Genomic DNA, 11,186 nt, shown 5'->3' on the forward strand with positions numbered 1-11,186 from the left:
GGGCTGCTCGTCGACGGCCTGGTGGTCGACGTGGGCGGAGCGTTCGAGCTGCCGCGCTAGCTAGGGGCGCGGGTGTCAGGGGCGCGGGTGTTAGGGACGCGGCCCCGACTCGAACGCGGCGTCGTCGTCGTCGTCCTCGTCGTCAGCGATGTCGTTCTCGTCGCCGACGAACGGGCGCGGCTTGACGTAGGGGTCTTCGTCGCCGGCGTACTGCGCGGTCTTCGCGAGCGTCTCCGACTCGGCGTCGCGCGAGCGGGCCTCGTTCAGCAGGCTCTCGATGAGCGCGGCGTTCTCGGGGATGCCGTCGGCGATGAACTCGATGCTCGGTGTGAGGCGGGCGGTGATGTTCTTGCCCACTTCGCTGCGGATCATGCCGGTGGCCGACTTGAGGGCCGCCGCAGTGTCCGCGCGCTCCTCGTCGGAACCGTAGACCGTGTAGAACACGGAGGCGTGCTGGAGGTCACCCGTGACGCGCACGTCGGTGATGGTCACGAAGCCGAGGCGCGGGTCTTTGACGCCGCGCTCGAGGGTCTTGGCGATGATTACCTTGATGCGGTCCGCCATCTTGGCGGCGCGAGCCTGGTCGGCCATGTCATGCTCCTACGTTGTTGAGGCGCTGTTGTTAAGGCGCTGATTGGGCAGGCCGCAAGCGACCTGCCCAATCAGCGGTGACACCGGGGGTGACTAGACCCGCGGCTTTTCCTTCATTTCGATCGTCTCGATCTCGTCGCCGATCTGGATGTCGTTGAACTTACCGAGACCGATACCGGCCTCGAAGTCGGTACGGACCTCGGTGACGTCGTCCTTGAATCGACGCAGGCTCTCGATCGCGAGGTTGTCGCCGACGACGACTCCCTCGCGGATGACGCGAGCCTTGGCGTTTCGCGTGATCGTACCGGAGCGCACGATGACACCCGCGACGTTGCCGAACTTGGAGGAGCGGAAGATCTCGCGGATTTCCGCGACACCCGACTGCACCTCTTCGAACTCCGGCTTGAGCATTCCCTTGAGGGCGTTCTCCACGTCTTCGAGAGCCGCGTAGATGACCGAGTAGAAACGCACGTCGACACCCTCGCGAGACGCGCGGTCGCGCGCCTTCGGGTCGGGGCGCACGTTGAAGCCGATGATGATGGCGTTGTCGACGGTCGCGAGGTTGACGTCGCTCTCGGTAACAGCACCGACACCGCGGTGGATGATGCGCAGCTGAACCGACTCGTCGACCTCGATCTTGAGCAGCGACTCTTCGAGCGCTTCGACAGCACCGGAGACGTCACCCTTGATGATGAGGTTGAGCGATTCGACCTTGCCGTCTTCGAGGGCCTTGGTGAAGTCCTCGAGGCTGATGCGCTTGCGGCTGCGGGCGAGCAGGGCGTTGCGCTCTGCTGCTTCGCGCTTCTCGGCGATCTGGCGGGCGGTGCGGTCGTCGTCGGTCACGAGGAACGTGTCGCCGGCGCGGGGAACGGACGTGAGTCCGAGCACCTGCACGGGGCGGGCCGGCGTCGCGAACTCGACCGAGTTGCCGTTCTCGTCGAACATGGCACGGACACGTCCGTACGCCGTTCCGGAGACGATGGGGTCTCCGACCTCGAGCGTTCCCGACTGGATGAGCACGGTCGCGACCGCACCACGTCCCTTGTCGAGTTTCGCCTCGATCGAGACACCACGGGCGTCCTTGTTCGGGTTGGCGCGCATGTCGAGGCCGGCGTCTGCGGTGAGCAGGACGGCGTCGAGCAGCTTGTCGATGCCGATGTTGTTCAACGCCGAGACGTCGACGAACATCGTGTCTCCGCCGTACTCTTCCGCGACGAGACCGAACTCGGTGAGCTGCTGGCGCACCTTGGCCGGGTTCGCCCCGACCTTGTCGATCTTGTTCACCGCGACGACGATCGGCACGCCGGCCGCCTGAGCGTGGTTAAGGGCTTCCACCGTCTGCGGCATGATGCCGTCGTCGGCCGCGACCACGAGGATCGCGATGTCGGTCACCTGCGCACCACGGGCGCGCATTGCGGTGAACGCCTCGTGACCCGGGGTGTCGATGAACGTGATCTTGCGCTCGATGCCCTCGTGCTCGGCAGCGACCTGGTACGCACCGATGTGCTGCGTGATTCCGCCGGCCTCGCTCGCGACGACGTTCGCGTTGCGGATGGCGTCGAGGAGGCGCGTCTTACCGTGGTCGACGTGACCCATGACGGTGACGACGGGGGGCCTGATCTCCAGGTCTTCGTCGTCTTCGTCTTCGAGCTCCTGATCGAGGTCGATGTCGAAGCCGCTCAGCAGCTCGCGGTCTTCGTCTTCCGGCGAGACCATGTCGATCTTGAATCCGAGCTCGTCGCCGAGGATGCCGAAGGTCGCCTCGTCGAGGGACTCGGTCGCCGTCGCCATCTGCCCGAGGTGGAACAGCACGGTGACGAGGTTTCCGGGGCTGGTGTCGATCTTGTCGGCGAAGTCGGTGATCGACGCGCCACGACGCAGACGGATGACCGTCGAGCCGTCGCCGCGGGGAACGCTGACGCCACCGAGCGATGGAGCTTCGCGGAGCTCGAACTCGGCGCGCTTCGTGCGCTTCGACTTGCGGGCCTTGCTCTTGCCGCCACCGCGGCCGAAGGCACCAGCGGTGCCACCGCCCGGGCCGCGACCGCGACCGCCGCCGCCGGCGGGGCGGTTGGGTCCGAAGTTGGAACCGGGGGTTCCGGGGGCTCCACCGGGCGCGCCACCGGGACGGAAACCGCCACCGGCCGGACGTGCGCCACCGGCGCCACCGGGACGACCGGCGCCAGCCGGACGAGCACCGAATGCCGGCGGACGAGCGCCCTGGCCGGGTCCACCCGGACGGGGCGCGCCGGGGCGGGGTGCGCCGGGACGCGGGATGCCGGGCGTGCCCGACGGTGCCGCACCGGGAACCGGAGCGCCGGGACGCTGCATGCCCTGGTTGGAGGCGAAGGGGTTGTTGCCGGGGCGAGCGGCGCCGGGACGCTGCATGCCCTGGTTGCTGCCGAACGGGTTGTTACCCGGGCGGGGCTGTCCGGGACGCGGGATGCTGGACGCACCCGGCTTGGCGCCGGCGGCGGCGGGAGCCGCGCCCTCGGCGGGAGCAGCGGGAGCCGCGGCGGCAGCTGCTGCCGCCGCTTCGGCCTGGGCCTGACGCTCGGCCACCGTGAGGGGCGCGGGCGCGGTGACGACCGGCTCGGCAACGGGCTCTTCGACGACGACGGGAGCCTCGGCCACGACGGGCTTCGGCGCCGCCGGACGCGGAGCCGCGGCCTTGACGGGGGGCTTGGGGGCACTGGGGGCCGCAGCCGCGGGCTTGACGCCTGCTGCTTCGAGCGCCGCCTTGAGGCGACGGGCTACGGGGGGCTCAATACTCGACGAGGGGCCCTTGACGTATTCGCCCATTTCTTTGAGCTTGTCGAGGGCGATCTTGCTGTCGACGCCGAGTTCGGCGGCGATTTCGTGTACGCGTGGTTTGGCAGCCACAATTCTCCTGTCTGGGTCTGCACCCGGACAGGGGCAGACCATTAGTGGACGGAACTCATTTCGAGCCGCTCATTAGTTGTCCATAGGTCAATCAGCCTGTTCTTCATGGAGCCTCTGGGAGACTCCTCCAATTGCGAGAAGCTGCACGGTATCGACCGTGACGCTCGAACGGAACGCTCGGCCGAAGGCCTTACGTTTCATCGAGGTTTCTACGCACTGAACCGTGGGATGTACCCACGCACCTCGACCGGGAAGCGTAGCCGACGGATCGGCGACGACGACACCGTCACGAGCGACCACCCTCAACAAGGAGGAACGGTCGGCGCGCGCGCGGCAGCCGAGGCAGGTTCTAACGGAGTCCATACTACCCCCTGTTGTTGCCGCTGGTTGAGTAGCGCGATCTACCGCGCGTATCGAAACCCGGCGAGAGCATGGTTTCGATACGTCGCTGGCGCTCCTACTCAACCAGCAGCATCCGAACGCTACTTGTCTTCGAGTATCGAATCCGGCTGGATGTCGATGCGGGCGCCCGTGAGCTTCGCGGCGAGGCGGGCGTTCTGGCCCTCCTTGCCGATCGCGAGCGACAGCTGGTAGTCGGGAACCAGGGCGCGAACGGCCTTCGTGGCCTGGTCGATCACGAACGAGCTGGTGACGCGCGCGGGCGACAGGGCGTTGCCCACGAAGGTCGCGAGGTCTTCGGAGTAGTCGACGATGTCGATCTTCTCGTCGTTGAGCTCGGCCGAGACGGCGCGCACGCGCTGGCCCAGCTCGCCGATGCACGAGCCCTTGGCGTTGATGCCGGCCTCGGTCGCGCGAACGGCCATCTTGGTGCGGTGACCGGCTTCGCGCGCGAGCGACGTGATCTCGACGAGACCGCTCGCGATCTCGGGGACCTCGAGAGCGAAGAGCTTGCGCACGAGAGCCGGATGCGTGCGGCTCACGGTGATCTGCGGGCCCTTGGCCCCCTTGGCGACGCTCGTCACGTAGACGCGCAGCCGGCTGCCGTGGGCGTAGGTCTCGCTCGGCACCTGCTCCTCGGGAGGCAGGATCGCCTCGATGGTGCCGAGGTCGACGTGGATCATGCGCGGGTTCGGCCCTTGCTGGATGACGCCGGCGACGATGTCGCCCTCGCGCCCCCGGAACTCGCCGAGGATGTGCTCGTCGGCGATGTCGCGCAGGCGCTGGTTGATGACCTGCTTGGCCGCGAACGCCGCGATCCGACCGAAGTCGCTCGGGCTGTCTTCAGCCTCGCCGATGACGATTCCGTCGTCGTCGACCTCGGCCACGAACACGCTCACGTGTCCGGTCTTTCGGTCCAGGTGAACGCGTGCCTTTGCAGGCACACCGTCGCCCGGCTTCTGCTCGTTCTCTTCGGTGTGCTTGAGATAGGCCGTGAGAATGGCCTGCTCGATGATCGCCACGAGTTCCTCGAACGGAATCTCGCGCTCTCGTTCCATGAGACGCAGCACGCTCAGATCGATGTCCACTGAGGGCCTCCACTATTCAGGTTTTTGTAGGTCCGCAGCCTCTGGGTCGCGAATACCTGAAGACTAAGTTACCCGAGCCGCGCGCGCATCGCCTACCGGATGCCGCACTCGTCACCACGGCTTGAGCGGGAACCCCTCGTTTCCGCTCTCTTCGCCGCGGTCGAGCGACTCGCCGTTCTGCAGGTCCTGTTCGCCGGCCTGACCCTTCTGGCCGAGCTCGTCGAGTTGCTGGTCGAGACCGCCCGATTCGGTGTCGCCGCCCGGATCGGCGGCCTGGCTCTGCTGCTCGGCCTGGTCGATTTTCGACTGCACCCGCGGTCCGGCCTCCGTCAGATCGAGGCCGGCGGGCTCGGGCGGCACGCAGTCGTCACCCTCGGCGATGACGGCGAGCGACGCCTCGTAGAGCAGCTTGGCGCCGTCGGGGAAACCCGCGGCGGAGTAGATGTCGCCGAGCCGCTCCCAGCTGAGGGCGAGGTTGACGCGCACGTCGCACTGCCGCTCGGCCGGGGCGAGTTCGAGGGCGCGCTCGAAGTCGTCGATCGCGTCGGTGTACTGCTCCCGCGCGGCTTTGGCGTCGCCGCGGTTGAACCACGGCAGATACGGCTCCACGATCTGCTGGTCGAGCAGGCTCGTCGAGCGGTCTTCGCTCGCCTCGTACTGGCCGGAGTCGTACAGGTCGATGGCGGTCTGGTTCACCACCGAGAGCCCGATGAGCCGCACCGCCAGGTAGAGCAGGGCGACGAGCACGGGCAGCGACCAGAGCAGGTACTTCGCGCGGCGACGGCGACGAGCCCGAGTGTCGTCCTGGTGCGATCGATAGGTCACCCGGCCACCCCCCGCTTTGCCTTCGGCTTCAGTTCGGCGAGGGCGCCAGCCAGCAGCACGATCTCGACGAGCGCGAGGAAGCCGAGCGGGATCGCCGGGATCCAGTAGAGCTCGGTGCGCACACCCCGGGCGCCGTCGGTGACGTTCGCCTCGCCCACGTCGAACTCCGCGAGCACGGGGTCGATGCTCTCGGCGGCGGTGCGTTGCGTGTAGCCGACGCCGAGCTGGGTGGCGATCTGCGCGAGCTGCTGCTCGTCGATGCGCGAGATCGCGTCGACCGACTGGCCCGCGCTGAAATCCTGGATGTACGGGCCCGGCGCGGCCGGGTCGACATAGCCCCCGTCGAACTGGCGCATAGGACCGCCCTGCTCCGTTCCGTATCCGAGCACGGCTCCCCCGCTGAGCAGCGGGGCGAGCGACTCGAAACTGCCGGGCACGGCGCCCGACGTCTGCTCGCCGTCGCCGAGGTAGAAGAGCACGCGTCGCTGGCGGGGGTTCTCGGCGGCCGCCTCACCGAGGATCTCGCCGAGCACCGCGACGGGCTCGTCGACGCTGCTGCCGAGCGAGTACGCCGTGACCTCCTGCGTCAGCACGTCCCCCGCGGAGACGAGAGCCGTGGCATCCGTCGTCAAGGGCACACGTTGCACCACGGCACCGTCGAAGGTGACCAGGGAGAAGCTCGCGCCGTCGAGCCGCTGCGCGATAGACCGGATGTCTGCCTTGACACCCTCGAGGCGCGGGGCGTCGCCCGCCCAGTCTTCGGCGGCCATGCTGGAAGTCGTGTCGACGGCGATGTAGACCTCGAGACCGCCCTCGGCGACGGAGCGCTGCGCGGGCGGGGCGGGGATGATGGGCTGCGCCGCCACCGCGGCGAGCAGCAGCACAGCGACGAGGCGCGCCACCCACGCCAGGCCGATGCGCACGGAGGGCGACCGAACTATACGCCAGACGGCGAACGCGGCGAAGACGCCGGCGAGAGGGAACAGCAGCCAGAACGGTACGAGCGGGTCGAAGGTCATCGGCGCAACCTCCACGCGAACACGAAGAGCCCGGCGAGGCCGAGGACCGCGATGGACACCGGCACGGCGGGCTGGTCCGTGAGCACGACCTGCGGCTCCCCCACCATCTCGGCGGCCTGCTGCGCGGTGATCTCGCCGACGATCGACGGGATCGCCCGCGGATCGTCGAGCGCGAAGTACGAGCCCTGCGTGCCCTCGACGACGGTGCGGAACTCCGTCGCGAGGTCGTCGAGGTAGGACTTCGCGTCGGTGTCACCCGGGTTGATGCCGTAGACGGTGACGCCACGCTGCTGCGCGAGGGCGCCCGCCTCGGGCAGCGTGAAGATCGGTTCGCCCGCGATGAGGTTGTCGGTCACGAGGATCACCGAACGGCTGCGCTCGGCGTCGGGCGCGTCGAAGCGCACGACACACGACGCCAGCCCGTCACCGACGAGCGAGGAGCCGTTGCCGAAGAGCGTTCCGCGGTAGTAGTCGCTGGTCTCCGAGTCGAAGTCGTCGCGCAGAGCGGCGAACTGGTCGGCGATGTAGTCGTAGTCGCTCGTGAGCGGGAACCGGGTGACGGCCGACGCATTGAACACGACGAGCGAGATGCGCTCCCCCGTGAACTGCTCGGCGAGCTCGCCGAACACGTCGAGCACCTCCCTGTCGTAGTCGACCATCGACCCGGACACGTCGAGGCAGAGCACGATGTCGCGGTTGCTGAGTTTGGGTTGAACGGATGACACGGACGCCGGCCGCGCGGTGATCAGCGCCACCCCGACCAGCAGCAGAAGCAGGCTCGCGATGAGACCGACCAGCAGTCTGCGGTACCGGCGCAGCGCCCGGGCATATCCCGGCAGGCCGGTGAGGCGGTCGCGGTGGGCGATGGGCAGCGACGCGGCCATCCGACGCCGACTGCGACGCACCATCACCGCCGCGACGGCCACCGCCGCGACGAGCCCGACGAGCCAGAGCAGGGGCATCCACCAGAAGATCAGTTCCACGCGCGCACCAGCTCGCTCGCCCGGGCCGTGGCGTCGTCGATGCGCCCCGTCGTCGCGCCGCTGAAGGCGCCGGGGTAGAGACGCTCCACCGTCTCGGCGAGGGCCCGGTGCGGGGTTCTGCGCAGGTCGTCGAGCGTCATGAACTGCGCGCGCACACCCTGGGCCTCCGAGGCGAACGAGCGCACGAGCGCGCTGAGCTCGTGGTGGGCGTCGCTGAAGCTCACGGCGCCCGCGTCGTAGCGGCGGCCGACGTCGTCGATGCGCACCAGGTAGGCCTCGCGCACGGTCTCGGTGAGCTGGGGAATGGTGCCGACGTACTCGTAGGGCTCGGGGCGGCGGCGGGTCAGCAGCAGCACGAACACGAGCCAGCCGATCACGAGGGCGACCAGCACGACGCCGATCACCAGCCACACCGGCGAGTACTGCACGGGAGGGTAGAAGGTGCCGTCGGTGAGCGTCGCGGCGCGGATCAGGGGCTCGGCGCCGATCAGGGTCTCGGCGCCGATCAGGGTCTCAACGCCGCGCATGACGGTGCACCTCCAACAGCCGGAACAGCCCTGGCACGACCTGCGCCTCGCTGCTCACTCGCTGGCTGCTCACCGCGAAGCTCTCGAACACGTCCTCCGCGCGGGCCGAGCTCTCGGCGACGGCGGCCTGGAACTCCGCGCGCAGCTTCGCGTCGCCGCGCAGGAACGCGGGGATCGAGGCCTCGTCGTGCACGTCGTGCATTCCGCTGCGGCCCCACTCGGGTCTCATCAGGTCGGCGTCGCCGATGCGCAGCCAGAGCACCTCGTGCTGCACGCAGAGCCGGCGCACGAGACGCTGCTCCTCAGTGCCGAGCTCGCGGTCGTCGGCGATGACGAACACGATCATGCGCCGGCGGAACACCTTCGCCGCATACTCGAGCTGCCTGGTCAGGTCGCTCGCACCGGAATCGACGCGGGTGTTCGTGTCGATCCGCTGCAGCATCCGCTCGAGGTGTGCCTCGGTCGACGCCGGCTCGACGAAGACCGTGTGGTCGGCGTCTCCCGCGACCATGGCGACGCGGTCACCGTGGCGGATGGCGAGATAGCCGACGGTGCCGGCGGCGAGAACCGCGAGGTCGCGCTTCGTCTCGCCGTGCTCGGCGAGGGCGGCCATGTTGCGGCCGGTGTCGGCGATCACGAGCACCGTGTGCTTGCGCGACGCGATGAACCGCTTCGTCATCGGGGTGCGCAGCCGGGCCGTGGCCTTCCAGTCGATGTCGCGCACCTCGTCGCCCGCGACGTAGGGCCGGAGGTCGTCGAACTCCATGCTGCGCCCGTGGAAGACCGAGGTGTACTCCCCCTCGAGCAGCCCGCGCACCCTGCGGTGCGCGCGGATCGAGAGTGTCGTTTTGACGCGACGCAGCAGGGATGTCACGCGGGCCCTATGGCGCCTGCACGGCGTCGAAGACGGCGTCGATGATGGTCTCGGGAACGATGTTGTCGGCGATCGCCTCGAAGTTCAGGATGATCCGGTGGCGCAGCACGACGTGGCGCAGGGTCTTCACGTCGTCGGGGATCACGTGGTCGCGGCCGTTCAACAGGGCGAGCGCACGCGCGGCCTTGCTGAACGCGATGCTCGCGCGCGGGCTCGCACCGTATTCGATGCTGCCGGCGAGGTCGGCCGAGATGTACTGGTCGGCGTGACGCGTCACGTAGACGGCCGACACGATGTAGTTCGTGATCGACTCGTCGAGGAACACGCGCTTGGTGACCGACTGCAGGAAGAGCACGTCGTCGATGCTGACGGTCTCGGGCTGGGTCGCGTCGGCCTCGTCGTCGTCGTAGACGCCGGCCTCGAGGCGGGCGAGGATCTCGATCTCCTCGGCGAACTCGGGGTAGTCGAGCACCTCCTTGAGCAGGAAGCGGTCGAGCTGCGCCTCGGGCAGGTGGTAGGTGCCCTCCTGCTCGATCGGGTTCTGGGTGGCGAGCACGAGGAACGGATGCGGCAGCGGGAACACCTCGCCGCCGATCGTGGTCTGGCGCTCCTGCATGGCCTCGAGCATCGCCGACTGCGTTTTGGCGCTCGAGCGGTTGATCTCGTCGAGCAGCACGAAGTTGGCGTGCACCGGGCCCAGCTGGGTCGAGAAGCTCGACGTCGCGTAGTCGAAGACCTGGCTGCCGATGATGTCGGAGGGCAGCAGGTCGGGCGTGCACTGGATGCGCTTGAAACTCGCGCTCACGGCGTCGGCGAGGGCCTTGGCCGCCGTCGTCTTCGCGAGGCCGGGCACGCTCTCGAGCAGGATGTGCCCGCCCGTCATCAGCGCGATCATGAGGCTGGAGCGGAGGCCGTCCTGGCCGACGACGGTGTGCCCGTACGACGACGCGATGGTGCCGAGGATCGACTTGGCCCGCTCGAGTTCGTCTGGCGAGATCCGGGTCACTTCGACAGGACCTCGACGAGCTCGGCGACCGTGTAGGGCGTGCGTTCGTTCGTGCGGCGGTCCCACAGCTCGACGTTGCCGTCCACGGCGCCGCGGCCGACGATCACGATGAGCGGCACTCCGAGCAGCTCGGCGTCGCCGAATTTGACGCCGGGCGACACCTTCGGACGGTCGTCGAACAGCACGTCCTTGTCGCTGCCCTCGAGCGCCGCGACGAGCGACTCGGCGGTCTCCCACACGATCGGCTCCTTGCCGGCGGCCACGACGTGAACGTCGAAGGGGCTCACGTTGGTGGGCCAGATGAGGCCCTTGCCGTCGTTGTTGCTCTCCGCGATCACGGCCATGACCCGGGTGACGCCGATGCCGTACGAGCCCATCGTCACGGTGACGAGCTTGCCGTTCTCGTCGAGCACCTTGAGGCCGAGCGCCTCGGCATACTTGCGACCGAGCTGAAAGACGTGCCCGATCTCCATGCCTCGGGCCAGCTCGACCGGGCCGGAGCCGTCGGGAGCGGGGTCTCCGGCGCGCACCTCTGCGGCTTCGACGGTGCCGTCGGCTACGAAGTCACGCCCGGCGACGAGGCCGAAGACGTGGCGCCCGGCCTCGTTGGCACCGGTGATCCACTCGGTGCCGTCGACCACGCGCGGGTCGACCAGGTAACGGATGCCGGTGGCCGACTCCGCGCCCAGCATCGCGCCGGTTGCTGCCCACGGGCCGATGTAGCCCTTCACCAGGCCGGGGCGGCCGGGGATCTTGTCGAGCTTGGCGAAGTCGCCGTCGTTGGCCGCTTCCACCTCGGCGGGGGCGAAGGCCACCTCGACGCGCTTGAGGTCGACCTCACGGTCGCCGGGCACGCCGATCACGACGATCTCGCGGCTGCCGTCGAGCTGCACGAGCGCGAGCACCACGTTCTTCAGCGTGTCCGCCGCGGTCCACTCGCGGCCGTCGGGGCGCGGGTGGTTGGCGTTGGCGCGCTCGACCAGGGTCTGGA

General features: G+C 68.7%; 11 protein-coding genes. All 11 read right to left on the reverse strand.

From position 1 onward, the window contains the following. Positions 1 to 90: 90 nt before the first annotated feature. Entirely contained in the window at positions 91 to 591 is a 501-nt protein-coding gene (rbfA, locus tag ACLQ6X_RS01125) for a 30S ribosome-binding factor RbfA (RefSeq protein ID WP_411698321.1), read from the reverse strand. A 93-nt stretch (positions 592 to 684) separates the two neighbouring features. Then, entirely contained in the window at positions 685 to 3,474 is a 2,790-nt protein-coding gene (infB, locus tag ACLQ6X_RS01130) for a translation initiation factor IF-2 (protein WP_411698322.1), read from the reverse strand. A gap of 87 nt (positions 3,475 to 3,561) precedes the next feature. Then, positions 3,562 to 3,837 carry a YlxR family protein gene (locus ACLQ6X_RS01135; protein WP_411698323.1) on the reverse strand — a complete coding sequence of 92 codons (276 nt, stop codon included), beginning with the start codon at positions 3,835 to 3,837 and terminating at the stop codon, positions 3,562 to 3,564. 119 nt (positions 3,838 to 3,956) lie between these two features. Continuing rightward, positions 3,957 to 4,961 carry a transcription termination factor NusA gene (gene nusA, locus ACLQ6X_RS01140; RefSeq protein WP_411698324.1) on the reverse strand — a complete coding sequence of 335 codons (1,005 nt, stop codon included), beginning with the start codon at positions 4,959 to 4,961 and terminating at the stop codon, positions 3,957 to 3,959. A gap of 111 nt (positions 4,962 to 5,072) precedes the next feature. Beyond that, positions 5,073 to 5,786, reverse strand: coding sequence for a tetratricopeptide repeat protein (locus ACLQ6X_RS01145; protein ID WP_411698325.1), 714 nt, complete (start codon positions 5,784 to 5,786; stop codon positions 5,073 to 5,075). Next, positions 5,783 to 6,805, reverse strand: coding sequence for a VWA domain-containing protein (locus tag ACLQ6X_RS01150; RefSeq protein ID WP_411698326.1), 1,023 nt, complete (start codon positions 6,803 to 6,805; stop codon positions 5,783 to 5,785). Before ACLQ6X_RS01150 ends, ACLQ6X_RS01145 begins: the two co-directional genes overlap by 4 nt. Beyond that, positions 6,802 to 7,788, reverse strand: a complete 987-nt coding sequence (locus tag ACLQ6X_RS01155) for a vWA domain-containing protein (protein ID WP_411698327.1) — start codon at positions 7,786 to 7,788, stop codon at positions 6,802 to 6,804. The genes ACLQ6X_RS01150 and ACLQ6X_RS01155 overlap by 4 nt, the downstream gene beginning before the upstream one ends. After that, positions 7,779 to 8,315, reverse strand: coding sequence for a hypothetical protein (locus ACLQ6X_RS01160; protein WP_411698328.1), 537 nt, complete (start codon positions 8,313 to 8,315; stop codon positions 7,779 to 7,781). The genes ACLQ6X_RS01155 and ACLQ6X_RS01160 overlap by 10 nt, the downstream gene beginning before the upstream one ends. After that, a complete protein-coding gene (locus ACLQ6X_RS01165; protein WP_411698329.1) occupies positions 8,302 to 9,189 on the reverse strand; it encodes a DUF58 domain-containing protein in 888 nt (295 codons plus the stop codon). Before ACLQ6X_RS01165 ends, ACLQ6X_RS01160 begins: the two co-directional genes overlap by 14 nt. Before the next feature lie 7 nt (positions 9,190 to 9,196). Further along, positions 9,197 to 10,195 carry an AAA family ATPase gene (locus ACLQ6X_RS01170; RefSeq protein ID WP_411698330.1) on the reverse strand — a complete coding sequence of 333 codons (999 nt, stop codon included), beginning with the start codon at positions 10,193 to 10,195 and terminating at the stop codon, positions 9,197 to 9,199. After that, the coding region (locus ACLQ6X_RS01175) for a His/Gly/Thr/Pro-type tRNA ligase C-terminal domain-containing protein (protein WP_411698331.1) at positions 10,192 to 11,186 on the reverse strand (995 nt) is incomplete at its 5' end. The genes ACLQ6X_RS01175 and ACLQ6X_RS01170, both read right to left, overlap by 4 nt.

Source organism: Conyzicola sp., assembly GCF_046714715.1.
In the GTDB taxonomy this organism is placed as follows: Bacteria; Actinomycetota; Actinomycetes; order Actinomycetales; family Microbacteriaceae; genus Conyzicola.